Origin of the sequence: Leifsonia sp. AG29 (assembly GCF_009765225.1) — a bacterium.
GTDB lineage: Bacteria > Actinomycetota > Actinomycetes > Actinomycetales > Microbacteriaceae > Leifsonia.
In genome coordinates, this window is record NZ_VMSF01000001.1 from 2,023,699 (window position 1) to 2,047,278 (window position 23,580).

Below are 23,580 nucleotides of genomic sequence, written 5' to 3' on the forward strand. Positions count from 1 at the left end.
TTCCTCGAATCGGTGGGAGCGTGGCGGCCCGGGGCCGGGGATCCGGCGCCTAGAGCGCGGAGACCCAGTTGCGGAGCAGCCGGATCCCGGCCTGCCCGGACTTCTCGGGGTGGAACTGCGTCGCGCTGAGCGGCCCGTTCTCGACGGCCGCGACGAACCGGGACCCGTGCTGGGCCCAGGTGACGCGCGGCTTCGGGAAGGGCCCGCTCGCCTCGAGCGTCCACTCCCGAGCCGCGTACGAGTGCACGAAGTAGAAGCGCTCGTCGCGGATCCCGGCGAACAAGGCCGAGTCCTCGGGCGCTTCCACCGTGTTCCAGCCCATGTGGGGCACGACATCGGCGCGGATGAGGTCGACCGTCCCCGGCCACTCGCCGAGACCCTCGGTCTCGATGCCGTGCTCGACGCCGCGCTCGAACAGGACCTGCATGCCGACGCAGATGCCGAGGACGGGGCGGCCGCCCGCCAGGCGTCGGTCGATCACCTCGTCGCCGTGGGAGGCGCGGAGACTGTCGACGACCGCCGTGAACGCTCCGACCCCCGGGACGAGGAGTCCGTCGGCCTCGAGGGCACGACGGCGGTTCCCGGTCAGCTCGACGTCGGCTCCGGCCGTCTCCAGAGCCTTCACGGCGGAGTGGACATTCCCCGACCCGTAGTCGAAGACCACCACGCCGGGGCGCTTCCCGTCGGCCCGGAGGCCGGGGGCCGTGGTCACAGGGCGCCCTTCGTCGAGGGGATGCCGCGGACCAGGGGGTCGAGGGCCTTCGCCTGCCGGAACGCGCGCGCGAACGCCTTGAACTCCGCCTCGGCGATGTGGTGCGGATCACGGCCGCCGAGGACGGTGACGTGGGTCGTGATGGCGGCGTTGAACGAGATCGCCTCGAACACGTGGCGGACCATGGAGCCGGTGAAGTGACCGCCGATGAGGTGCAGCTCGAACCCGGCCGGCTCACCGGCGTGCACGAGGTAAGGGCGGCCCGAGATGTCGACGACGGCCTGCACGAGCGCCTCGTCGAGCGGGACGAGCGCGTCGCCGTAGCGCGAGATCCCCGACTTGTCGCCGAGCGCCTCCCGGATGGCCTTGCCGAGCACGATGCCGATGTCCTCGACGGTGTGGTGCACGTCGATGTCGGTGTCGCCCGAGGCCACGACGCGGAGGTCGGTCAGCGAGTGCTTCGCGAACGCCGTGAGGAGGTGGTCGTAGAACGGGACGCTGGTGCGGATCTCGCTCTCGCCGGTGCCGTCGAGGTCGAGGCTCAGCTCGATCTGCGACTCGCTGGTCGCCCGTTCGACCGTCGCGGTCCGATTCGTCATGCCTTCGATCCTATCGGCGCGTCGGCAGCCGCCCCCGAGGGCCGCCCGAGGGCGGCGAGCGCCTCGAGGAAGGCCGTCGTCTCCGCCTCGGTGCCGGCGGTCACCCGGAGGTGGTTCGGGATGCCGACGTCGCGGATGAGGATGCCCCGCTCGGCGAGCGCCTCGAACGTCGCGGCCGGGTCGTCCACGCCTCCGAACAGCACGAAGTTGCTGCCGCTCCGGTGGGGCTGGTAGCCGAGACGGGCGAGCTCGCTCACGAGACGGTCGCGCTGCGCCCGGATCTCGCCGACCATGGCCAGCATCTCGTCGGCGTGGGCCAGCGCGCCGAGGGCGGCCGCCTGGGTGATCGCCGACAGGTGGTACGGCAGCCGGACGAGCCGGAGGGCGTCGATCGCGGCCGGGTCGCCCGCCAGATAGCCGACGCGCGCTCCGGCGAACGCGAAGGCCTTGCTCATCGTCCGGGAGATGAGGAGGCGCGGCCGCCCGGGGAGGAGCGTCAGCGCGGAGGGCTCTCCGTCGGGCATGAACTCGGCGTACGCCTCGTCGACGATCACCATGCCGCGCGCGGCGTCGTAGGCCGCCTCCACAGTCTCGAGGCTGAGCGGCGTGCCCGTCGGGTTGTTGGGCGAGCAGAGGATCACGAGATCCGGGTCGAGGCGGATGATCTCCGCAGCCGCGGTGGCGGGCGAGAGCTCGTACTCGGCGTCGCGGCGGCCGGCCAGGTACCCGGTGCCGGTTCCGGAGGCGAGCAGCGGATACATCGAGTAGGTCGGCGCGAACCCGAGCAGCGTCCGGCCCGGGCCGCCGAAGGCCTGGAGGATGTGCTGCAGCACCTCGTTCGATCCGTTGGCCGCCCAGAGCTGCTCGGCGGTGAGACCGTGCCCGAGATAGCGCGCGAACGCCTCACGGAGCTCGGTGAACTCGCGGTCCGGATAGCGGTTGATTGTGCCGACCGCGGCGGCCACGCGGGCAACGATGTCGGCGGCCACATCGTCCGGCACGGGATGCGTGTTCTCGTTGACGTTGAGCGCGACGGGCACCGGACGCTGCGGCGCTCCGTACGGTGAGCGACCGCGCAGGTCATCTCGGATCGGCAGCTCGGAAAGCGAAGTCACCGTTCAATCGTAGCCAGCGCGACCTGGGTGGCTCCGCTGTGTGACGAGCCCGCCTACTTCTCGTATTTGGCGGGGATGGCCAGCTGCTGGCCGGGCGTCACCACCGCGCTCTGGAGGCCGTTGAGCGAGACCAGATCGGCGATGACGTCGCGAGGGTCGGCGCTCGGCGCAACGCGCTCGGCGACCGACCAGAGGGAGTCGCCGGACTGGACCGTGACGTAGTGGAAGGAGGCGTGGGTCTGCTCACCGCTCGCGATCGCTCCGCCGCCGTTGAGGGCGAAGACGAGAGCGCCGACGATCAGCGGGAGCGCGACGAGGGCGGACACGACGGCCCGGCCGCGCCGGGTGAGCCGCAGCCGGACGCGCGCTCCCTCGGGCAGCGGCGGCACCGCACGCAGCGTGGGAACCGACTCGCTCATCAGTACTGCACTCATGGCCGTGACCTCCTCAGATTTCGCGGATGCGAAGCTGTGTTCCGAATGTATCTTCGAATGTTCGAAACCGCAAGACCGTGATGGAGGAGCGGGACGACGCGACTCTGTCGCGACACACTCGAACATGTGTTTGTCTCGCCGCTGCATCGTGGATACAGTTTCGACTGTCTGAGGACATCAGACCAGGCACCACCGACATTCGAGCTCTGAGGCCGTCGGCAGGCCTGATCATCCTCCGATCGGGCGGGGCCACGAAGGGACGAGCGTGTCGAACGAGAACCAGGCGCAGCGGGGCGGGACGCGCCGGCGCAAGAACCTCAGCGAGAAGCAGCTGGCCATCCTGGAGGTCATCCAGCGCTCGGTGAGCCAGCGCGGCTATCCGCCGAGCATGCGCGAGATCGGCGACGCCGTCGGCCTGTCCTCGCTCTCCTCGGTGACCCACCAGCTCAACCAGCTCGAGCTCAGCGGCTACCTGCGCCGCGACCCGAATCGGCCGCGGGCCCTCGAGATCCTCATCGATCTCCCGGCCTCGTCGGCGCCGTCGCTCGACTACGAGAACCAGACCCCGGTCGGCGACGCGACGATGGTGCCGCTCGTGGGGCGGATCGCGGCGGGCGTCCCGATCACCGCCGAGCAGCAGGTCGACGAGGTGTTCCCCCTCCCCCGCCAGCTGGTCGGGAACGGCGAGCTCTTCATGCTGAAGGTGGTCGGGGAGTCGATGATCGACGCGGCCATCTGCGACGGGGACTGGGTCGTCATCCGCGCCCAGAACACCGCCGAGAACGGCGACATCGTCGCGGCGATGCTCGACGAGGAGGCCACCGTCAAGGTGTTCCGCCAGCGCGACGGCCACACCTGGCTGCTCCCCCGCAACTCCAACTTCGAGCCGATCCTCGGCGACTACGCGCAGGTTCTCGGCAAGGTCGTCGCCGTGCTCCGCGCCGTCTGACCCGCGGAGCAGAAGGGGCGCATCACCGCGAGGTGATGCGCCCCTTCTGCGTCATGCGACTCAGACGGTCGCCGCCGCCTTCTCGCGGATCGAGCGGGTCGCCTCCACGATGTTGCGGAGCGACGCGACGGTCTCGTCGTAGCCGCGGGTCTTCAGTCCGCAGTCCGGATTCACCCAGAGCTGGCGGCCCGGGATGGCGTCGAGTGCCGTCTCGAGGAGCTCGGTCACCTCGGCGACCGAGGGCACGCGCGGCGAGTGGATGTCGTAGACGCCCGGGCCGATCCCGTGCTCGAAGCCCGAGCGCTGGATGTCGTGCACCACCTCCATGCGGCTTCGCGCCGCCTCGATGCTCGTGACGTCGGCGTCGAGGTTCCGGATGGCGTCGATGACCACGCCGAACTCCGAGTAGCAGAGGTGGGTGTGGATCTGCGTCTCGTCGCGGACACCGGCGGTCGACAGGCGGAACGACCCGACCGACCAGTCGAGGTAGTCGTCCTGAGCGGCCTTCTTCAGCGGGAGCAGCTCGCGCAGTGCCGGCTCGTCCACCTGGACGACGCGGATTCCCGCGGCCTCGAGGTCCGCGATCTCGTCGCGCAGCGCGAGGGCGACCTGACGGGCGGTCTCGGCCAGCGGCTGGTCGTCGCGCACGAACGACCAGGCCAGGATGGTCACCGGGCCGGTGAGCATGCCCTTCACCGGCTTCTCCGTGAGCGACTGCGCGTAGGTCGACCAGTCGACGGTGATCGGCTTCGGCCGCGACACGTCGCCCCACAGGATCGACGGACGCGTGCAGCGCGAGCCGTACGACTGCACCCAGCCGTTCTTCGTCACGGCGAACCCGTCGAGGTTCTCGGCGAAGTACTGCACCATGTCGTTCCGCTCGGGCTCGCCGTGCACGACGACGTCGATGCCGAGCTCCTCCTGGAGGTCCACCACGCGCTTGATCTCGTCGCGCATGCGACCGAGGTACTCCGCCTCGCTGATCAGGCCCTTCGCGAGCTGCGCCCGCGCCCGGCGGATGTCGCCGGTCTGCGGGAACGATCCGATCGTGGTGGTCGGCAGGAACGGCAGGTGGAGCGCCTCCTCCTGGGCCTGGAGGCGCGCGGAGTAGTCGCCACGCCGGTAGTCGGCCTCGGTGAGGGCCGCCTCGCGCTCGCGCACCGACGGGACGCGGACGCCGGGCGCACCCGCGCGGTCGGCGAGCGCCTCCCGCGCGGCGCGCAGCTGCTCCTCGATCGCCTCATGCCCGTCGGTCAGACCGTGCGCGAGCGTCGCGACCTGGCCGACCTTCTGGTCGGCGAAGGCCAGCCAGCTCCGCAGGCGGGCGTCGAGCTCGGGCTCGTCCTCGATGTCGTGCGGGACGTGCAGGAGGGACGTGGAGGTGGAGACGGCCAGGTTCGGGCTGAGCGACAGCAGCTCGGTGAGCCGGCCGAACGCGGCGTCGAGGTCGCCGCGCCAGATGTTGTGTCCGTCGATGACGCCGCCGACGAGCGTCTTGGTGAGGAGCGACGTCGCCGTCCCGGCGTCGAGGCCCGACGGCACGGTGCCGCGGACGAGGTCGAGGGAGATCGCCTCGACCGGCGTGGAGGCGAGCGCCGGGAGGGCGTCGTCGAGCGAGCCGTACGGAGCGGCCACGAAGATCGCCGGACGAGCGGAGGCGGCGCCGAGCGCGTCGTAGGCCTGGCGGACGGCCGCGAGGACGGCTTCCCGCGGCTCGTCGATGCTCTCGCTGACGAGGGCCGGCTCGTCGAGCTGCACCCACGGCGCCCCGGCCTCCGCGAGGCGGGCGAGGAGCTCGCGGTAGACGGGAACCAGGTCGGCGAGACGCGACAGCGGTCGGAACCCCTCGGGCGCCTCGTCGCTCGGCTTGCTGAGCAGGAGGAACGTCACCGGGCCGACGAGGACGGGACGCGTCACGAAGCCCGCGGCCGCCGCCTCCTCGAACTCGCGGACGATGCGGTCGGACGCGAGCCGGAACTCCGTCTCCGGGCCGATCTCCGGCACGAGGTAGTGGTAGTTCGAGTCGAACCACTTGGTCATCTCGAGCGGCGCGCGCTCGCCCTCGCCCCGCGCGATGGTGAAGTACCCGGCGAGATCGATCGACCCGTCCGCAGAGGCCAGATCAGCGAACCGGGACGGAACCGCGCCGACGGCGACGGCCGCGTCGAGCACCTGGTCGTAGAAGCTGAAGCTCTCGGGGATGGAGGCGTCGTCGCGGCCGAGGCCAAGACCAGCCAGCCGCTCCCGCGTCGCCGCACGAAGCTCGGCCGCGGTCGCCTCCAGCTCGTCGGCGGTGGTGGAACCGGCCCAGAACGCCTCGACGGCCTTCTTGAGCTCGCGCCGGCGGCCGATGCGCGGGTAGCCGAGGATGGTGCCCGTCGGGAAGGCGGGGGTGGTGTCGGTCATGCTGTCTCACTCTCTGGGATGGTGCGGGTGGAGGCGGGAGCGGTCGCGGCGCTCGCGTTCGCGAGCACGCCCGCGCGTTCGAGCACCGCCAGCACCGCTTCGTGCTGATTGAACGTGTACAGGTGGAGTCCGGGAGCGCCGCCGTCGAGCAGCCGGCGGCCGAGCCGTGCGGCCCAGTCGATGCCGATCTCGCGGCGCCCCTCGTCGGTCGGCTCGACCTCGAGCTGGATCGCCAGATCGCTCGGAAGGTCCTCGCCGCTCAGCTCCAGCATGCGGCGCAGTCGGGCCGGCGACGTGACGGGCATGATGCCCGGGAGGATCGGGAAGGCGACGCCCGCCTCCTTGGCCCGCTGGGCGAAGTGGAGATAGTCCTCGGCGTGGAAGAAGAGCTGGGTGATCGCGAGATTCGCGCCCGCCGCCTGCTTGGCGAGCAGAGCGTCGATGTCCTGCTGGACCGAGTGCGAAGACGGGTGCCCGTTCGGGAAGGCGGCAACGGCGATCTGCACGTGCTCGCGCCGCGAGAGGACGGCCTGGGCGTGCAGCTGGGGCACGGTCAGCTCGCCGTACGGCTGCCGCTCCTTCTGAACGCGGTGGATCAGCTGGACGAGCTCGGCCGTCGTGCGGATGTCGCCGATGCCGTCCTCGCCGGGAGCGAGTCCCGCGGGCGGGTCTCCGCGCACGGCCAGGAAGCGGCGCACCCCGGCGTCGAGGAACTCGCGGATGAGGCGGTTCGTCTCGGCGTGCGACGAGCCGACGCAGGTCAGGTGCGCCATCGGACTGATGTCGGTGTGCTCGATGATGTGGCGGAGCACCTGAAGCGACGACGACCGCGACGAGCCCCCGGCACCGTACGTGACGGAGATGAAGTCGGGCCGCGCGGCGGCGAGCCGCTCGATCGTCGCGGGGAGCGCCGCCGCGGCGCGCTCGTTGCGCGGCGGGTACAGCTCGAACGAGAACCGTGCCTCGGTACAGCTCATGGATCCCTCGGATGGTCGGACAGCGTCACGGGCCCCGGCGCGCGCTGCACGGCGGGGGTTCGCGGGCGGGTGCCGGGCTCGGCTGTCGCACCACCGAGCGGTGGTCCCGCTGCGGTTGCCTGGAAATCTAGCAACAACGAAGGCCGGGCGGAATCGCCGGTGTCATGCTTCGACACACAGGATCCCGCCCGGCCTTCAGCCGTGCGGTCGACCGGCCCCGGTCAGACGGCGAACGGCTCGAACGCCGCCTGGTACTCCGGCTGGATCCGGGCCTTCACGCGGGTGCCCTGCTCCACGTACTCGGTGGAGAGGACCCGGCCCCGCTCGTGCAGGGCCGAGATCAGATCGCCGCGGTCGTACGGGACGACGACCTCCACCTCGACGGAGGGATCCGGGAGAAGGCGCGCGATCGCCGCGAGCACCTCGTCGATCCCCTCCCCGGTGCGGGCCGAGGCGAAGATCGCCCCCGGCTCGAGACCGCGGAGGATCAGCCGGTCGTCGGGCGAGATGAGGTCCGCCTTGTTGAACACGACGATCTCGGGGATGTCGCGCGCACCGACCTCGCCGATGACGTCGCGCACCGTGGCGAGCTGCGATGCCGGGTCGGGGTGGGAGCCGTCGACCACGTGGAGGATGACGTCGGAGTCGGCGACCTCCTCGAGGGTCGAGCGGAACGCCTCCACGAGCTGGTGCGGGAGGTTGCGCACGAAGCCCACCGTGTCGGCCAGCGTGTAGAGCCGGCCGTCGGCGGTCACCGAGCGGCGGACCGTCGCATCGAGCGTCGCGAAGAGCGCGTTCTCGACGAGGACGCCCGCCTTCGTCACCCGGTTCAGGAGGCTCGACTTGCCCGCGTTGGTGTAGCCCGCGATCGCCACGGAGGGCACCGAGTGCCGCGTGCGGTTGGCGCGCTTCGCCTCCCGCGCGGGCTTGAACCCGGCGATCTGCTTGCGCAGCTTCGCCATGCGCGAGTGGATGCGGCGCCGGTCGAGTTCGATCTTCGTCTCACCCGGTCCGCGCGAGCCCATGCCCGCGCCCGCCCCGCCGACCTGACCACCGGCCTGCCGCGACATCGACTCGCCCCAGCCGCGGAGGCGCGGGAGGAGGTACTCGAGCTGCGCGAGCTCGACCTGCGCCTTGCCCTCGCGGCTCTTCGCATGCTGGCTGAAGATGTCGAGGATGACGGCGGTCCGGTCGATCACCTTGACCTTGACCACGTCCTCCAGGGCGCGGCGCTGGCTCGGCGCCAGCTCGGTGTCGGCGATGACGGTGTCGGCCCCGAGCGCGGCGACGACGCCCGCGAGCTCCTCCGCTTTGCCGCGGCCGAGATACGTGCTCGGGTCCGGGTGCGGGCGGCGCTGCAGCAGCCCGTCGAGGACGGCGGCGCCCGCCGTCTCGGCGAGCGCGGCGAGCTCGCGCAGCGAGTTCTCCGCGTCCTGGAGGCTGCCCTGCGAGTACACGCCGATCAGCACGACGTTCTCGAGCCGCAGCTGCCGGTACTCGACCTCGGTGACGTCCTCGAGCTCGGTCGAGAGCCCGGAGACACGCCGGAGCGCGGCACGCTCCTCCCGGTCGAACTGGTCGCCGTCGTGCGATCCGCCGTCGGTGTCCGCGCCCTGCAGCGCCTGTGCTCCGGAGCCGAACAGCGTCAGGCTCGCACGGTTCTGCTGGGTCGCCAGGACCCGCGCGACCACGTCGTCAGCGCTTCGCTCCTGGATATCGGTCTTATCAGTCATTCAGTTCCCCTGTCCGGGTCACCCCTAGTTTGTCAGTTGGGTTGCGGATCTGTACGGTCCTCTTATGCCCAGCGGCGATCACTACTTCTCACCGGCGCCGGAAAGCGAGATGAACCTGCGGCCGTTCTCGGCGCGTCTGGCAGGTCAGACGTACGAACTCGTGACGGCGAACGGCATCTTCAGCCCCGAGCGCATCGACGCGGGTACGCGCGTGCTGCTGGACCATGTCCCCTCGGCACCGCCCGGCGGTCAGCTCCTCGACGTCGGCTGCGGCTGGGGGCCGCTCGCTCTCACACTTGCTCTCGAATCCCCTCACGCGACGGTCTGGGCCGTCGACGTCAACACCCGAGCGCTGGACGTGGTGCGCAAGAATGCGCACCTGCTCGGTCTCACCAATGTAAACCCGGTGCGGCCTCAGGATGTTCCCGCCGATATCGAATTCATGACGATCTGGTCGAACCCGCCGATCCGCGTCGGGAAGAACGAGCTGCACTCGATCCTCGAGACGTGGCTTCCGCGGCTGGCGCCCGACTCGGACGCATGGCTCGTCGTGCAGCGCAACCTGGGGAGCGACTCCCTCCAGCGCTGGATCCAGGCGACGTTCCCCGAGCTGACCACGACACGGGCGGCCACGGCGAAGGGATACCGCGTGCTGCGCGCACGCAGGCGCGCGGAAGCGGACTGACCCTTCTGGACGGAGGCTGCTGGGGGCAGGACCCTCAGGCCAGCTCGAGTGTTCCCGTGTAGACGAGCTCCGCGGGCCCCGAGAGGGCGACATGCTCGCCGTCCTCCGTGGGGAACATCCGCACGCCCACCGTTCCTCCGGGGACGTCGACGCGCCACTGGTCGGGCGCGGCCGAACCGGCCCAGTACCGGACGGCGAGGGCCGCGGCTGCCGCGCCGGTGCCGCACGAGAGCGTCTCCCCGCTGCCGCGCTCGTGGACGCGCATGCGGATCCGGCCGATGCCGTCTTTGACGAGCGGCTCGTGAGGCACGACGAACTCGACGTTCGCGCCGTGCTCGGGCGCCGGTTCGATGTGTGGGATGTAGGACAGGTCGGCGGCGTCGAGCTCGTCGTCGTCGGCGACGGCCACCACCACGTGCGGGTTGCCCATGTCGATGCCGAGCCCCGGACGCGCGACGGGGAGCTCCCTGGCGCGCACGAGGGGCTCACCCCCGGCCAGGTCCCAGCGGCCCAGGTCGACCTGGAACCCGGTGAGGTTCCGCTGGACGTCGCGGACGCCCGCGCGGGTCCCGATCGCGAGCGTCTCGCCGTCGGCGAGCTCCGCGAGGCCGGTCTCGAGCAGGTACCGGACGAAGACCCGGATGCCGTTCCCGCACATCTCGGCCGGGGAGCCGTCGGCGTTCGCATAGTCCATGAACCATTCGGCGGTCTCGTCCTCGGCGAGTGCCTCCGCCCCCTCCGGCAGGTGGCTGGACCGGACGGCCCGGATGACCCCGTCCGCACCCACGCCGAAGTGACGGTCGCAGATCTCCGCGATCTGGGAGGGGGTGAGCGGCCGGCGACCGTCGGGGTCGGAGTACAGCACGAAGTCGTTGCCGGTGCCCTGGCCCTTGGTGAAGTGGATGGTCGCCATCCCCTCAGCCTACCGACCGGAGTCCGGGCCGGCGCCGGTCACGGGGCCGGTGCCCGCGAGCCGGAGCGCCGTGAGCGCGGTGTCGACCAGCGCGGGGTCGTCGTAGGAGAGCCAGCGGATCCCCGGGTACCGCTTGAACCAGGAGACCTGGCGACGAGCGTACCGGCGCGTGAGCTGCTGAGTGGAGGCGATCGCCTCCCCACGGGACAGGTCGCCCCGGAGCTCGCCCAGAGCCTGCGCGTAGCCGATGGCGCGGCTCGCGGTCACGCCGCTTTCGAGGCCCCGGGGGATGAGCGCCTGCACCTCGTCCAGCAGCCCGTCGCGCCACATGCGTTCGACTCGCTCGTCGAGGCGGGCCACGAGCTCGGATCGCGGCGCATCGAGCCCGAGGACGACGGTCGGCCGGTGCCAGGGCTCGGGCTCGCCGGGGAGCGAGCCGCTCACCGGCTCACCGGTCAGTTCGGCCACCTCGAGGGCACGGACGATCCGGCGCCCGTTGGTCGAGCCGATGCGGCGCGCGGCGTCGGGGTCGATCTCGGCGAGCCGCCGGAAGAGCATTCCCGGGCCCTGCTCCTCGAGCTCCCGCTCGAGCCGGGCGCGCAGTTCCGGGTCCGTGCCCGGGAACCGGAAGTCGAAGACGACGCTCGAGACGTACAGGCCGGAGCCGCCGACGAGGATCGGGATGGCGCCCCTCGACAGGATGCCGCGGATCGCCGTCCGCGCCTCGGGCTGGTAGCGGGCGACCGTCGCCTCCTCGGTCACGTCGAGCACGTCGAACAGGTGGTGGGGCACGCCACGCCACTCGTCCGGCCCGATCTTCGCCGTGCCGATGTCCATGCCGCGGTACAGCTGCATGGCGTCGGCGTTGACCACCTCGGCGCCCTGACCTGTCTCGCGGAGCGCCGCGGCGAGGGCGAGGGAGAGATCGGTCTTGCCCGTGCCGGTGGGGCCGACGATCGCGACGAGCGGGAGGCCGTCCGCGGTCAGCGCTGACCGTCCGCGGGGTCGTAGATCGGCATCGTGCCGACGCCAGGCGAGGTCAGCGGCTGCCGCACTCGGAGAGTGGGCAGCCCTAGCGACACGCGGCCCGCGGGCTCGCTGCCTCCGGAGCCGTGCGCCGGTACCGCGCACGATTCGGCCGCGGCGCGATCCCAGGCGTCGCCGGCGCGGGTGCGCCGGACGACGAGGGGCGCCGCGTGGACCGAGTCGGCGATGAGGTGATGCGGGGCCGCCTGGGTCACCCGGACCGTGACGATGTCCCCAGGGCGCGGCACGTCGGAGCCGGCGGGCAGCTCGAAGTGCACGAGGCGGCTGTCCCGGGCACGGCCCGACATACGGTGCGTGTCCGAGTCCTTGCGGCCCTCCCCGTTGGCGACGAGCAGCTCGACCTCCCGCCCGATGAGCTTCTGGTTCTCCTCGAAGGAGATCCGCTCCTGGAGCGCGATCAGTCGCTCATAGCGCTCCTGGACGATCTCCTTCGGGATCTGGTCCGCCATCGTCGCGGCGGGCGTCCCGGGGCGGATCGAGTACTGGAAGGTGAAGGCGGAGGCGAAACGGGCCGCTTCGACCACCCGCAGGGTGTCCTGGAAATCCTCCTCGGTCTCTCCGGGGAAGCCCACGATGATGTCCGTGCTGATGGCGGCGTCGGGGAGCTTCGCGCGGACCCGGTCGAGGATCCCGAGGAACTTCTCGGAGCGATAGGAACGGCGCATGGAGCGGAGGATCCGATCGGACCCCGACTGCAGCGGCATGTGCAGCTGGGGCATGACGGAGGGCGTCTCGGCCATCGCGTCGATGACGTCGTCTGTGAACGCGGCCGGGTGCGGGCTCGTGAAGCGGATGCGCTCGAGGCCGTCGATCGCCCCGGCCGCCCGGAGAAGCTTGCTGAACGCCTGGCGGTCGCCGAACTCGACCCCGTACGAGTTGACGTTCTGGCCGAGCAGCGTGACCTCGATGGCGCCGTCGTCGACGAGGGCCTGGATCTCGGCCAGGATGTCGCCCGGGCGGCGGTCCTTCTCTTTGCCGCGGAGGGACGGGACGATGCAGAACGTGCAGGTGTTGTTGCAGCCGACGGAGATCGACACCCAGCCCGAGTAGGACGAGTCGCGCTTGGTGGGGAGGGTGGACGGGAACGTCTCGAGCGATTCGAGGATCTCGATCTCGGCGGCGTCGTTGTGGCGCGCCCGTTCGAGGAGGCTCGGCAGGGACCCCATGTTGTGGGTTCCGAACACGACGTCGACCCAGGGCGCCTTCTCGAGGATGACGTCCTTGTCCTTCTGCGCAAGGCAGCCGCCGACGGCGATCTGCATACCCTCGTGGCGACGCTTGACGCCGGCGAGGTGCCCGAGGTTGCCGTAGAGCTTGTTGTCGGCGTTCTCGCGGACCGCGCAGGTGTTGATGACGACGATGTCGGCTTCGGCGCCGTCGGCCGGGATGTAGCCGGCCGCTTCGAGCGAGCCGCTCAGCCGCTCGGAGTCGTGGACGTTCATCTGGCAGCCGTAGGTGCGCACCTCGTAGGTGCGGGCGCTGCCGTCGGGTCGCCGCGCCGCGGACGACGGTTCGATGACGCTGCGCTGTTCCAGGATGCTCATGATGGGTACGATTCTACGTTCGCTCGCGCGGCGGTGCCGACGAGCCGGGTCTGGCTGCACGGCGCCCCGGGAGGAGGGGCGCGGCGGTGGGGATCCCCGCTACTGAAACCGCACGCCCGAGGTCCCGCGGCCACGCCGCGTCGCGAACGCCGCCTCCATGGCCTGGCGGATGACGTCGGAGGCGTAGCCCTTTCGGGCCAGGAACCCGTGCAGTCGCCGTCGGGCCGTCTCGTCGTCGTACGACGACAGCTGACCGATCCGCTTGATCGCGAGCTCGGATGCACGCTCGAGCTCGTCGTCGTCACCGATGTCGGCGAGCGCGACCTCGATCAGCTCCGGATCGATGTGCCGCCGCTTCAGGTCCTGCTCGATGGCCGTTCGGCCGAGACCCTTGCGGCTGTGCTGGGTGAAGGCGAGGCTCGTGGCCAGGGACGCATCGTCGATGACGCCCATCGCCTCGAGCCGGTCGAGCTCGGGCCCGAACACGTCCGGCGCGATCTCGCGCCGGGTGAGGAGTTGTTCGAGCTCCCACCGCGACATGCCGCGCCTCGCGAGCTGACGGATCGTCAGGCCTGCTGCGCGCCGGGACTGCCGGTCGCTCTCGTCGTCGTCGGCCGACGTGGAGAACGGACCGGGAGAGTCCCCCGACGGCTCAGCCGGATCGGACGCCCGGTTTCGCGGACGGTCCTCGGCCCAGGTGTTGTTCCAGCCCGGCGACGCGTCCGAGGTGTCGGCCCCGAGCGACCTCGCGCTCCGCGACCGCGAGGACGGCACCACAGCGCCGGCCCGCTCGCCGACAGGCAGTTCGGCGACGGGTCTTTCGACCGCGGGTCCCTCGGCTGCTGCTCGCCGAGCGGACCCGCGGGCCGGATGCGCCCCTGAGCCGTCGCCGCGAACCTTCGCGGCGCGACTCAACGGCGTCACCGGAGCGAGTCGCTCGACGTCCTCCGCGCCGGAGGAACCGGACGGGTCGGACGGGAAACTCACCACCATCAGCGTGCCCTCCTCGAGTGGGCGCGGAGGCGCGGAACCCTGCGGGTCACGCGCCCTTGCGGGCCTGCAGCTTGTCTTCGATCGAGCCGACGTTGGACGGAGCAGCAGCCGCATCGGGGTCGGCGACGATTCCGAGCTTCACCTTGATCTTGTGCTCAATCTCGGCGGCGATGTCGGGGTTCGCGATCAGGAAGTTGCGCGAGTTCTCCTTGCCCTGGCCGAGCTGGTCGCCCTCGTACGTGTACCAGGCGCCCGACTTCTTGACCAGGCCGTGCTCCACGCCGAAGTCGAGCAGACTGCCCTCGCGGGAGATGCCGACGCCGTAGAGGATGTCGAACTCCGCCTGCTTGAAAGGCGGCGCCATCTTGTTCTTGACGACCTTGACACGGGTGCGGTTGCCGACCGCTTCGGTTCCGTCTTTCAGCGTTTCGATGCGGCGGATGTCGAGTCGAACCGACGCGTAGAACTTGAGCGCCTTACCGCCGGCCGTGGTCTCGGGGCTGCCGAAGAACACGCCGACCTTCTCGCGCAGCTGGTTGATGAAGATCATCGTGGTGTTCGTCGAGCTCAACGCTCCCGTGAGCTTGCGGAGCGCCTGCGACATCAGCCGGGCCTGGAGGCCCACGTGCGCGTCGCCCATCTCGCCCTCGATCTCGGCCCGGGGCACGAGCGCCGCGACCGAGTCGATGACGATGAGGTCGATCGAGCCGCTGCGCACCAGCATGTCGGCGATCTCGAGCGCCTGCTCGCCGGTGTCGGGCTGCGACACGAGCAGCGCGTCGATGTCGACGCCGAGCTTGCGGGCGTATTCCGGGTCGAGGGCGTGCTCGGCGTCGATGAAGGCGGCGATGCCGCCGGCGCGCTGCGCGTTCGCGATGGCGTGGAGCGTCAGCGTCGTCTTACCCGACGACTCCGGGCCGTAGATCTCGACGATGCGGCCGCGCGGGAGGCCGCCGATGCCGAGGGCGACATCGAGCGCGATGGAGCCGGTCGGGACGACCTCGACCGGGGCGCGCTCGTCGCTGCCCAGTCGCATGACCGAGCCCTTTCCGAACTGGCGGTCGATCTGCGCGAGAGCGGTCTCGAGCGCTTTCTCGCGGTCTGCGGGTGATGGCATTGCGGTTCCCCTTCTTCGGCTTCGCTTCGTGTCCGACTGTATGAGTGACGTCCGACACTCGAGTGCCGGGACGCGCAATGTGTGGACAAGCCGTTTTCGACTGCCGTTGTGAAGGAGTCTAGCCAGTTCCGAACATATCTTCGAGAGATCCGGACCGGCGTGTCGTCACCGCTTCGGCGCCGGCTTGCCCGCTCCGTACCAGTGCGACTGCGGCACGCCGGCCTCCCGGCACAGGGCGATCCAGACCTCTCGGGGCGCGAGACCCGCGGCGAGAGCCTCTCGCGCCGTCCGGCCGCCGAGCTCTCCGAGCACGAGGTCGTTCAGCAGCGCCTGACCGTACGTGCTGCCGAACTCGTCGGAGACCGCGCGCTGGAACTCGCTGAGCTTCATGACCACCCCTCCCGGGTGCAGACGTGAAGACGCCCCGCCGGAGCGGGGCGTCTTCGAGGACGTGGGAACGCGATCAGCGGGCGACCAGGTCGCCGTCCATCGCCGACACGAAGTCGTCCGGGACCGTGTCCGGGATGACCGGCTCGAGCCCCTCAAGGACCGCGATGCGGTCGCCGACCTCGCGCATGATCACCGACACCGGGGTGTCGAGCGCGTCGGCGACCGAGGCGAGGATCTCGCTCGACGCCTCCTTCTGGCCTCGCTCGACCTCGCTGAGGTAACCGAGGGCGACACTCGCCTTGCTGGCGACCTGGCGGAGCGTGCGGCCCTTCTGCAGGCGGAAGTCCCTGAGCACGTCGCCGATTTCCTGACGTACAAGAATCATTCGGAGCCTCCTTATCTCACCCTGCCGAACCTGTCTCGTTGGATGCACAGTACCGCATCCGTGGGGTTCACGATATCGGCGACGACTGGGCTTTTCTTGTGAACGCATCACGTGTAACCGAACCGAAACACGCTGTATTCCGCCGGTAATCCGGGGCCCTCCGGAGACCGTCGGAAGGGGTCCTCGGAGCGCCCTCAGCCGAATCGCGCGAGCTCGTCGACGAGCTCCGCGACGGCGCGCTCGACGGTGTCGTTCCGGATCGAGGCCCGGTCCCCGTCGAGTCGCAGCTCGACGGCGCGCACGCCGGCCGCGGAGGCGATCCCGACGTAGACGGTTCCCACCGGTCGGCCACCCTGCGGGTCGGGTCCGGCGACCCCGGTCGTCGCGACGCCGAGGTCGGCCGGCCGGCCGGCGACCGCGAGCCGCTCGCGCACACCGCGCGCGAGCTGCCGCGCGACCTCCGGATGGACGGGCCCCTCCGCCTCGAGAAGCGCGCTGTCGACGCCGAGCAGGGTGTGCTTGAGCTCCGTCGCATAGACGACGGCTCCCCCGAGGACGACCGCCGACGCTCCGGGCACCCTGGTCAGTTCGGCCGTGAGCTGTCCGCCCGTGAGCGACTCGGCCGCCGCGATCGTGAGGCCGCGGGCGGTGAGCTCGCGGACGAGAAGCACGGTGGCGTCGGCGTCGGCCGCGTCAGAGGGCGGCACGCTTGGCCCTCCGGCCTTTCCATGCCTGCCACAGGTAGTCCGCGCCCGTGACCACCGTCAGGATCACGGCGAGCGTCATGAGGACGCCGTTCACCCAGAAGATCCAGTCACCGAGCACCGTCCACAGCGGCACGAGGGCGAACGAGATGGCGACCGACTGCACGACGGTCTTGATCTTGCCGCCGCGGGAGGCGGCGATGACGCCCTGCCGGATGACTACGAAGCGGTACACGGTGATGCCGACCTCGCGCACGAGGATCACGATCGTGACCCACCACGGGAGCTCGCCGAGGATCGACAGCGCGATGAGCGCGCCCCCGGTGAGCACCTTGTCGGCGATCGGGTCGAGCAGCTTGCCGAGGTCGGTCACGAGGCCGTTCCGGCGCGCGAGGGCGCCGTCGACCCCGTCGGTGGCGATGGCGAGGATGAACAGCGCGGCGGCCGCCCAGCGGAGCCAGCCGTCCTGGCCGTCGTCGGCGAGGAGCATCCAGACGAACAGCGGGGCGAGCAGGATGCGGATCACCGTGATGGCGTTGGGCAGGTTCCAGTTGCTCACGCGCCTGGGGCCGCCGCCGGCGGACGCCGACGGGGGCGAGTCCGGGACGGACATCGCGGTCTCCTACTCCCTGCCGGTCAGCTGCCAGGCGTCCTCGTCGGAGTCGCCGTCGACCTCAGGATAGCCCTCCGTCATCGCCGCCACGGGGTCGTCGCCGTAGCGGTCCTCCTCGAGGTGGTGACCCGGTGCGTCGACCGCGGCGGCCGGTGCCTGCGGCGCCGGCGCCGGAGCGGGCGAACCGCCCGCCGAGTCTCCCCCGCGCAGCTTCGCGATCACCATCGGCAGCTGCTCGGCGGTGACGAGCACGTCGCGGGCCTTCGAGCCCTCGGACGGCCCCACGATCTCGCGCGACTCCAGGAGGTCCATGAGGCGGCCCGCCTTGGCGAAGCCGACGCGCAGCTTGCGCTGGAGCATGGAGGTCGACCCGAACTGCGAGGACACGACCAGCTCGGCCGCGGCCAGCAGCAGCTCGAGGTCGTCCCCGATGTCGGAGTCGATCTGCTTCTTCTCGGGGCCGGCGGTGACGTCCTGGCGGTATTCGGGCCGGGCCTGACGGGTGACGTGGTCGACGACCTTCTGGATCTCGGCCTCGTTGACCCAGGCGCCCTGCACCCGGATGGCCTTGGAGGCGCCCATCGGGAGGAACAGGCCGTCGCCCTGGCCGATGAGCTTGTCGGCGCCGGGCTGGTCGAGGATGACCCGGGAGTCGGTGACGCTCGTGACGGCGAAGGCGAGACGCGACGGCACGTTGGCCTTGATGAGGCCGGTGACGACGTCGACGGAGGGCCGCTGCGTCGCGAGCACCAGGTGGATGCCGGAGGCGCGAGCCAGCTGGGTGATGCGGACGATCGAGTCCTCCACATCGCGCGGCGCCACCATCATGAGGTCGGCGAGCTCGTCCACGACGACGAGGAGGTACGGGTACGGCTTCAGCTTCCGCTCGCTCCCAGCGGGCAGCACGATCTCGTCGTTGACGACGGCCTTGTTGAAGTCGTCGATGTGGCGGAACCCGAAGCTCGCGAGGTCGTCGTACCGCATGTCCATCTCCTTCACGACCCACTGCAGCGCCTCCGCCGCCTTCTTCGGGCTCGTGATGATGGGGGTGATGAGGTGCGGGACGCCGCCGTAGATGGTGAGCTCGACCCGCTTGGGGTCGATCAGGACCATCCGCACCTCCGACGGCTTGGCGCGCATCAGGAGGCTCGTGATCATCGAGTTGACGAAGCTCGACTTGCCCGAGCCGGTCGACCCGGCCACCAGGAGGTGCGGCATCTTGGCCAGGTTGGCGACGACGAACCCGCCGCCGACGTCCTTGCCGACGCCGATCGTCATCGGGTGGGTGCTCTTCGTGGCCGCCGGGGAGCGGAGGACGTCGCCCAGGGAGACGATCTCACGGTCGCTGTTCGGGATCTCGACGCCGATCGCGCTCTTGCCCGGGATCGGGGACAGGATGCGCACCTCGTTGCTCGCGACGGCGTACGAGAGATTCTTGCTGAGCGCGGTGACGCGCTCGACCTTGACGCCCGGGCCGAGCTCGATCTCGTACTGGGTGACCGTCGGCCCCCGGGAGTAGCCCGTGACCTTGGCGTCGACGCCGAACTGGGTGAGCACCTCGGTGATGGCGGCGACGATCTCGTCGTTGGCGCCGGAGCGCGTCTTGGCGGGCGTGCCGGCGGACAGCATGGAGGCGGACGGCAGGTTGTACGGGGTCGCCGGCTCGAGCGCCGCTGGCTGCTCGGCGGCGGCCTCGTCGTACTCAGCTCCCGCCTGGAAGCCGGGCAGCACGGCGGCGGCGGTCGGCGGCCCGGCGACGGCGGTCGGCGGCACCTCGCCGGTGAACCGCTGGAGCGCCGCCTCGGCGTGCGCAAGCTCGCCGAGCACCTCGGCGCCGTACCGGTCGCTGGAGGGATCGGGCTCGAGCGGCGTCGCGAACTCACCCTTGCCGCGGACCGGCTCGCCGAACACCTCGGTGAGGCTGTCGGGCGTGGGCGCCTCGAACTCCGGGTCCTCCTCGCGCTGCGAGGAGTTGCGGCGCCACCAGGGCAGCGCGGACTCGGCCGGACCGTCGTCGTCGATACCGTCGAGCTCGACCTGCTTGGTCTTCGCGCCCTTGGCCTGCTTGGCCTCCTTGCGCTCCTCGTCGGTGGGGAGCTGCGCGCCGAACAGGTACGCGTAAAGCTCGCGCACCCGTGCGCCGAGCTTGTTCGGGGGCGTCTTGGTGATGATGAAGAGGCTGAGCGCGAGGAGCACGATGATCACGGCGCCGGCCCCGTACGGGGTGATCACTAGCGAGAGAGGCGCGGCGATCAACCACCCGAGCACGCCTCCCGCCTGCGCGAGCGCCGTCATCCCGTCGCTCGGCGACGGGTGGGGGCTGAACAGATGGCACAGTCCCGAGACCATGAGCAGGAGGAGCCCGAGGCCGATCCCGATGCGCGTGTTGTCGTGCACGGAGCTGGGGTGGCGGAACAGCCACGCGGCGAAGAGCACCATCACGACGGGGAGCACGAACGAGACACGGCCGAAGAGGAGCCCGAACGAATACGAGTCGAGCATTCTCGCGATGCGGTCATTGATCAGGAACCACTCCACGACCGCACCGGCGATCGCCAGCAGGACGAGGAAGAACGGGAATCCGTCCCTCCGCTCCTCCTTGCTGAACTCCTCCGGCCCGAGCGCGCGGAACGCGGCGCCGGTGAGATGCGCCAGCCCCATCCAGGCCCGGACCAGGGGCGCGGGCCCCGCTTCTTCGGCCGGGTAGGCGACCGTCTTCTGCGTCGCCGTCTTCTGGGTCGCGGTCTTGGAGGCCGACCTGCCCGCGGTCGAGGCGCCGCGGCCGGAACCCCGGCCACGCGAATTCGACTTGGTGCTCGTAGCCATGGCGTCAACGGTAGCGGCGACCCCCGTCAGGGAGGCGTCACCGCGCCCGTGAACCGGCAAATCGGCCGCTCGCCGGGTCGCCCGTCAGCGAACCGACCGGACCATGGTGTCGGCGGTCCCGCGCGACGCCACGGTGACGTACCCCTCGCTGACATAGAGCCGCTGCGCGAAGTTGCCGTGATTGACGCTCAGGCTGAGCCGCGCCGCCCCGTGGGCGGGGGCGTGTGCGGCCAGCGCCTGCAACAGGGCACGGCCGACGCCCTGCGCGCGCCACTGGGGGTTCACGCCGAGCGTCAGCTCGGGGACGCCGACCGCGACGAACCCCGAGCCGGGCGCGTTCGCCGGGAAGAGACGCGCCCAGGCGGCGCCGATCGGGACGCCGTGCGCGTCCTCGGCGACGCAGCCGAAGTCGCCGGGGCGCATCCACCCGGACACGTAGCGCAGGACCGACGGATCCTCGAGCACGGCGACGCGAGGACGCGCGCGGACCGGATCCCAGTTGGCCGCCTCCACCAGCATGTCCGAGAGGACGCGCGCGTCCTCCCCGACGGCCGGCCGGATGCGGAACGCACTCATGGAGGAACGCTACGCCGGTCCGTGTTTCGGGCGGGTTACGGCCGATCGACGCCGGTGGGGCGCGCCCGCGCTACGCCTCGATGACGAGGGGCACGATCATCGGGCGGCGACGGTAGCTGGTGTTCACCCAGCGACCCACCGTCCGGCGCACCACCTGCGACAGCGCGTGCGAGTCGCGGACCCCGTTGTGCGCGGCGTCCGCGAGGGCCGCCGCCACCTTGGGCTTCACGTCGTCGAACACGGCGTCGTCCTCGGCGAAGCCGCGGGCGTGGATCTCGGGGCCCGTGACGATGCGGCCGGTGGCCGCCTCCACGACGACGATGATAGAGATGAAGCCCTCCTCGCCGAGGATCCGGCGGTCCTTGAGATCGGCATCGGTGATCTCGCCCACGCTCGAGCCGTCGACGTACACGAAGCCGACGTCGAGCTGGCCGACCACGCGGGCGACGCCGTCGCGGAGGTCGACGACGGTGCCGTCCTCGGCGAGGATCGTGTTGCGCTCCGGGACGCCGGTGTCCATGGCGAGCTTGGCGTTCGCCACGAGGTGGCGGTACTCGCCGTGGACCGGCATGACGTTGCGCGGCTTCAGGATGTTGTAGCAGTAGAGCAGCTCGCCCGCCGCGGCGTGGCCCGAGACGTGCACCTTGGCGTTCCCCTTGTGCACGACCGTGGCGCCGAGCTTCGTCAGGCCGTCGATGACCCGGTAGACCGCGTTCTCGTTGCCGGGGATCAGGCTGGAGGCGAGGATCACCGTGTCGCCCTGGCCGATCTCGATCTGGTGGTCGAGGTTGGCCATCCGCGCGAGCACCGCCATGGGCTCCCCCTGCGAGCCGGTCGACATGTAGACGATCTCGTCGTCGGGGAGGTCGGCGGCCTTCTTGTAGTCGATGAGGACGCCCTCGGGGACCTTGAGGTAGCCGAGCTCGGCGGCGATCGTCATGTTGCGCACCATCGAGCGGCCGAGGAGCGCCACCCGGCGGCCGTTCGCCGCCGCGGCGTCGAGCACCTGCTGGACCCGGTGCACGTGGCTCGAGAAGCTCGCGACGATGACGCGGCGGGGCGCCCGGGCGATCACGGTGTCGAGCACCGGCCCAATGGAGCGCTCGAGCGGCGTGAAGCCCGGAACGTCGGCGTTGGTCGAGTCGGCGAGGAAGAGGTCGACGCCCTGCTCGCCGAGACGGGCGAAGGCGCGCAGGTCCGTCAGCCGGTCATCGAGCGGGAGCTGGTCCATCTTGAAGTCGCCGGTGTGGAGCACGACGCCGGCGGGCGTGGTGATCGCGACCGCGAGGGCGTCCGGGATGGAGTGGTTCACGGCGACGAACTCGAGGGCGAACGGCCCGAGCTGCTCGTGCTGCCCCTCCTTCACCGTCAGCGTGTACGGCTGGATGCGGTGCTCCTTGAGCTTCGCCTCCACGAGCGCGAGCGTGAGGCCGGAGCCGATGAGGGGGATGTCGGCGCGCAGCTTGAGAAGGTACGGGACGGCGCCGATGTGGTCCTCGTGGCCGTGCGTCAGGACGACGCCCACGACGTCGTCCAGGCGGTCGCGGACCGGCGCGAAGTCGGGGAGGATGAGGTCGACGCCGGGCTGGTCCTGCTCCGGGAAGAGGACGCCGCAGTCGACGATCAGCAGCTTGCCCTCGTACTCGAAGACGGTCATGTTGCGGCCGATCTCGCCGAGGCCGCCCGTGGGGACGATGCGGAGCGTGCCGGGCTCGAGGGCCGGCGGCGCGGAGACGGGGTTGGGCATGTGCCCTCCTGGTTCCTGTGGTTCGGTGCGGACGCTCGTGCGCCCGCGATGGGTCCGGCCGCGTCGCGCGGCCGTCAGCGTGTGGTCCCGGCGATCTTCGGGAGGGCGCCCCCGGCGGCCGCGTTGCGGTCCGGCCGGAAGTTGGAGAAGTCGACGCCCGGGATGTCGCGGACGAGGTCCAGCTCGTCCTCGATCTGGGCCGCCTCCCACTCCTCCGGCCCGACCAGCGGGAGGCGCACGCGCGGGCTCCCGATGCGGCCGAGGCCGTGGAGGATGTACTTCGCCGCGACCGTGCCCGGCACGTGCGTCATGACGGCGCGGACGAGCGGCTCGAGCTTCTTGTGAGCGGCCGTCGCGGTGGCGAGGTCGCCCGCGTTGACCGCGTCGACGATCTGGCGGTACGGGGTCGGGGCGATGTTGGCGGTCACCCCGATGAGACCGGTGGCCCCGATCGAGAGGTGCGGCAGCACGTTGGCGTCGTCGCCGGAGAAGTAGAGCAGGTCGGTCTGGTTGAGCACCCGGCTCACCTCGCTGAAGTCGCCCTTGGCGTCCTTGATCGCGAGGACGTTGGGGTGCTTGGCGATGCGGAGGATGGTCTCGTAGCGGATCGGCACGCCCGTGCGGCCCGGGATGTCGTAGAGGATCACGGGGAGGTCGGTCGCGTCGGCGATCATCCGGAAGTGCGTGAGGATGCCCGCCTGGGTGGGCTTGTTGTAGTACGGCGTCACGACCATGACGCCGTCGGCACCGGCCTTCTCGCTCTGCCGGTACAGCTGGATCGCGTGAGCGGTCTCGTTGGAACCGCCTCCCGTGATGATCTTCGCTCGGCCGCTCGCGACCGCCTTGCCCACTTCGACGAGGCGCAGCTTCTCGGGGTCGGTGAGGGTCGAGGTCTCGCCGGTCGTCCCGGTGACGACGATCCCGTCGGCGCCGGCCGTGATCACGTCGTCGATGTGCTTCTCGACGCCGGCCCAGTCGACCTCGCCGTCGGCGGTGAACGGGGTCACCAGGGCGACGAGCACCTGGCCGAACGGGTTCGCGGGGGCAGCCATGGCTCAAGGCTAGCGGGAACCGGCCGTCATGTTCCGACACAATCCCGCGCCTCCCGAGGGAGC

General features: G+C 70.8%; 22 protein-coding genes. 2 read left to right on the forward strand and 20 right to left on the reverse strand.

The features are described 5' to 3' along the window. Nucleotides 1–49: 49 nt before the first annotated feature. The 4 genes from hisH to FPT20_RS09770 are packed head-to-tail and all read right to left on the reverse strand — an operon-like array spanning nucleotide 50 to nucleotide 2,860. Entirely contained in the window at nucleotides 50–712 is a 663-nt protein-coding gene (gene hisH, locus FPT20_RS09755; RefSeq protein ID WP_158864792.1) for an imidazole glycerol phosphate synthase subunit HisH, read from the reverse strand. Then, the gene (gene hisB, locus FPT20_RS09760) at nucleotides 709–1,311 is read right to left on the reverse strand and encodes an imidazoleglycerol-phosphate dehydratase HisB (RefSeq protein ID WP_158864794.1); all 603 of its coding nucleotides are present in this window, start codon (nucleotides 1,309–1,311) and stop codon (nucleotides 709–711) included. Before hisB ends, hisH begins: the two co-directional genes overlap by 4 nt. Next, nucleotides 1,308–2,426: a histidinol-phosphate transaminase gene (locus tag FPT20_RS09765; protein ID WP_158864796.1), complete on the reverse strand. Its 1,119-nt coding sequence runs from the start codon at nucleotides 2,424–2,426 to the stop codon at nucleotides 1,308–1,310. The genes hisB and FPT20_RS09765 overlap by 4 nt, the downstream gene beginning before the upstream one ends. Nucleotides 2,427–2,479: 53 nt before the next feature. After that, nucleotides 2,480–2,860, reverse strand: a complete 381-nt coding sequence (locus tag FPT20_RS09770; protein WP_442786483.1) for a LysM peptidoglycan-binding domain-containing protein — start codon at nucleotides 2,858–2,860, stop codon at nucleotides 2,480–2,482. 265 nt (nucleotides 2,861–3,125) lie between these two features. Between FPT20_RS09770 and lexA the strand changes: the two genes are divergently transcribed. Beyond that, nucleotides 3,126–3,809, forward strand: coding sequence for a transcriptional repressor LexA (lexA, locus tag FPT20_RS09775; RefSeq protein ID WP_158864798.1), 684 nt, complete (start codon nucleotides 3,126–3,128; stop codon nucleotides 3,807–3,809). Nucleotides 3,810–3,869: 60 nt separating this feature from the next. Here the strand turns inward: lexA and metE are convergent, their stop codons facing one another. The 3 genes from metE to hflX form a co-directional block, all read right to left on the reverse strand. Then, the gene (gene metE, locus FPT20_RS09780; protein ID WP_158864800.1) at nucleotides 3,870–6,215 is read right to left on the reverse strand and encodes a 5-methyltetrahydropteroyltriglutamate--homocysteine S-methyltransferase; all 2,346 of its coding nucleotides are present in this window, start codon (nucleotides 6,213–6,215) and stop codon (nucleotides 3,870–3,872) included. Continuing rightward, nucleotides 6,212–7,192, reverse strand: a complete 981-nt coding sequence (locus FPT20_RS09785; RefSeq protein ID WP_158864802.1) for a methylenetetrahydrofolate reductase — start codon at nucleotides 7,190–7,192, stop codon at nucleotides 6,212–6,214. Before FPT20_RS09785 ends, metE begins: the two co-directional genes overlap by 4 nt. A gap of 221 nt (nucleotides 7,193–7,413) precedes the next feature. After that, nucleotides 7,414–8,925, reverse strand: a complete 1,512-nt coding sequence (hflX, locus tag FPT20_RS09790) for a GTPase HflX (protein WP_158864805.1) — start codon at nucleotides 8,923–8,925, stop codon at nucleotides 7,414–7,416. 64 nt (nucleotides 8,926–8,989) lie between these two features. On the opposite strand from hflX, the gene FPT20_RS09795 reads away from it, so the two are divergent. Beyond that, nucleotides 8,990–9,610 (forward strand): class I SAM-dependent methyltransferase, encoded by a 621-nt coding sequence (locus FPT20_RS09795; RefSeq protein ID WP_442786484.1) that lies wholly within the window; start codon nucleotides 8,990–8,992, stop codon nucleotides 9,608–9,610. Nucleotides 9,611–9,644: 34 nt separating this feature from the next. Here FPT20_RS09795 and dapF read toward each other — a convergent pair whose 3' ends face one another. From dapF to dapA, 13 genes are all read right to left on the reverse strand, one after another. Further along, nucleotides 9,645–10,523, reverse strand: a complete 879-nt coding sequence (gene dapF / locus FPT20_RS09800) for a diaminopimelate epimerase (protein WP_158864807.1) — start codon at nucleotides 10,521–10,523, stop codon at nucleotides 9,645–9,647. A 9-nt stretch (nucleotides 10,524–10,532) separates the two neighbouring features. Then, nucleotides 10,533–11,510, reverse strand: coding sequence for a tRNA (adenosine(37)-N6)-dimethylallyltransferase MiaA (gene miaA / locus FPT20_RS09805; RefSeq protein ID WP_158868024.1), 978 nt, complete (start codon nucleotides 11,508–11,510; stop codon nucleotides 10,533–10,535). After that, nucleotides 11,507–13,114 carry a tRNA (N6-isopentenyl adenosine(37)-C2)-methylthiotransferase MiaB gene (miaB, locus tag FPT20_RS09810; protein ID WP_158864809.1) on the reverse strand — a complete coding sequence of 536 codons (1,608 nt, stop codon included), beginning with the start codon at nucleotides 13,112–13,114 and terminating at the stop codon, nucleotides 11,507–11,509. The genes miaA and miaB overlap by 4 nt, the downstream gene beginning before the upstream one ends. Before the next feature lie 99 nt (nucleotides 13,115–13,213). Further along, complete coding sequence (locus FPT20_RS09815) at nucleotides 13,214–14,107, reverse strand: regulatory protein RecX (RefSeq protein WP_233265465.1); 894 nt, start codon at nucleotides 14,105–14,107, stop codon at nucleotides 13,214–13,216. A 46-nt stretch (nucleotides 14,108–14,153) separates the two neighbouring features. Beyond that, complete coding sequence (recA, locus tag FPT20_RS09820; RefSeq protein WP_158864811.1) at nucleotides 14,154–15,224, reverse strand: recombinase RecA; 1,071 nt, start codon at nucleotides 15,222–15,224, stop codon at nucleotides 14,154–14,156. A 165-nt stretch (nucleotides 15,225–15,389) separates the two neighbouring features. After that, nucleotides 15,390–15,614, reverse strand: a complete 225-nt coding sequence (locus tag FPT20_RS09825) for a DUF3046 domain-containing protein (protein WP_158864813.1) — start codon at nucleotides 15,612–15,614, stop codon at nucleotides 15,390–15,392. 73 nt (nucleotides 15,615–15,687) lie between these two features. Continuing rightward, nucleotides 15,688–15,999 (reverse strand): helix-turn-helix domain-containing protein, encoded by a 312-nt coding sequence (locus FPT20_RS09830; RefSeq protein ID WP_158864815.1) that lies wholly within the window; start codon nucleotides 15,997–15,999, stop codon nucleotides 15,688–15,690. Nucleotides 16,000–16,193: 194 nt separating this feature from the next. Next, complete coding sequence (locus FPT20_RS09835; protein ID WP_158868028.1) at nucleotides 16,194–16,670, reverse strand: CinA family protein; 477 nt, start codon at nucleotides 16,668–16,670, stop codon at nucleotides 16,194–16,196. Nucleotides 16,671–16,692: 22 nt separating this feature from the next. Continuing rightward, nucleotides 16,693–17,316 (reverse strand): CDP-diacylglycerol--glycerol-3-phosphate 3-phosphatidyltransferase, encoded by a 624-nt coding sequence (gene pgsA / locus FPT20_RS09840; RefSeq protein WP_158864817.1) that lies wholly within the window; start codon nucleotides 17,314–17,316, stop codon nucleotides 16,693–16,695. Nucleotides 17,317–17,325: 9 nt separating this feature from the next. Next, nucleotides 17,326–20,142 (reverse strand): FtsK/SpoIIIE family DNA translocase, encoded by a 2,817-nt coding sequence (locus FPT20_RS09845; protein WP_158864819.1) that lies wholly within the window; start codon nucleotides 20,140–20,142, stop codon nucleotides 17,326–17,328. A gap of 84 nt (nucleotides 20,143–20,226) precedes the next feature. Beyond that, nucleotides 20,227–20,718: a GNAT family N-acetyltransferase gene (locus FPT20_RS09850; protein ID WP_158864821.1), complete on the reverse strand. Its 492-nt coding sequence runs from the start codon at nucleotides 20,716–20,718 to the stop codon at nucleotides 20,227–20,229. A 70-nt stretch (nucleotides 20,719–20,788) separates the two neighbouring features. Next, on the reverse strand, nucleotides 20,789–22,465 hold the full coding sequence (locus FPT20_RS09855; protein WP_158864823.1) for a ribonuclease J: 1,677 nt from the start codon (nucleotides 22,463–22,465) through the stop codon (nucleotides 20,789–20,791). Nucleotides 22,466–22,539: 74 nt separating this feature from the next. Further along, the gene (gene dapA, locus FPT20_RS09860; protein WP_158864825.1) at nucleotides 22,540–23,517 is read right to left on the reverse strand and encodes a 4-hydroxy-tetrahydrodipicolinate synthase; all 978 of its coding nucleotides are present in this window, start codon (nucleotides 23,515–23,517) and stop codon (nucleotides 22,540–22,542) included. Between the last annotated feature and the right edge of the window lie 63 nt (nucleotides 23,518–23,580).